Annotated in this window: 1 protein-coding gene; it reads right to left on the reverse strand. The window is 26.1% G+C overall.

Annotated elements, in window-relative coordinates; translation table 11 throughout:
• The coding region (locus tag F6K13_RS34675; protein WP_287290186.1) for a tetratricopeptide repeat protein at positions 1-283 on the reverse strand (283 nt) is incomplete at its 3' end.
• Positions 284-1027 lie beyond the last annotated feature (744 nt).

The following is a 1027-nucleotide window of genomic DNA, read 5'->3' on the forward strand; positions in this document are numbered from 1 at the left end:
TATAAGCTTTAAAATTATTAGGATTAAGTTGAATTGCTTTATTATAATCAGCTAAGGCTTGTTCATATTTTTCAATATGACTGTAGATATTAGCCCGATTATTATAGGCTATAGGATAATAGGGATTAAGTTCAACCGCTTTTGTGTAATTAGCAATTGCCTGTTGAAAATTTCCTTGGCGATTATTAATTACAGCTCTCTGCAAATTTTTCTGCAAATCTAGATTGAGAAGAAAATCTCGGTTAAGAAATAATAATATTTGAGCAGTATCCCCTATAATCATAATAGATAAGTAGAAAAGTAAGCAGAAAAATAAATTTAAAATTCCTAAAATTTCTGAAAATAATGAAGCTAAAAAAACATTTTATAAAGAAATATTACTAGAGATACTATATAGTATTTCATAAATACGAGAAGAAAGAATAGAATAAGCAATCCCGAAAAAAATCGGTAATAAATAAATTAAAAAGAAGACTTTCCAGAAATTACTACTTACCAACAAACGACTGTAAAAAAGAGCTGTTTTATCCCTTTTTTTTCTAAGAATAAAAGCCAGCCAATAGAATTGATTATTTACTCGATAAATTATACCTGGGATTAATAGTAAAAAATAGCGAATAACAGAGTTGATAGAATATCTAAAGTGTAGGAAAGAAAGGGAGATAAAGCTTGTAAATATTTTTTTGATTATTTTATGATAATTAGTATCTGTTTCTAGTACATAATTTTCTGTAACAGTTGATATGGCTATTAAGTAGCTATTATAAATAAATAATATCAAGATCAATAATGTTAATAAAAAGGTCAAAAAGCATAAAAAAAATAACACAAAGAATATGGGATGTAAAGAAAAATTTGGGAATGCTTCTAAAAGATTATTTTGAAATTCTGAGTTATTTTAAACCCAAAGTACCACTTGTACAATAGCAAAATCAGCTAACTTATCAATGATATAAAAAAATCAAAATATTAGAGAAACTACTACTAGGAAAGCCTTTAAGTTTCTCTGTAAAACATCACTTCCCAT

This window comes from Okeania sp. SIO2B9, assembly GCF_010672505.1.
Lineage (GTDB): Bacteria > Cyanobacteriota > Cyanobacteriia > Cyanobacteriales > Microcoleaceae > Okeania > Okeania hirsuta.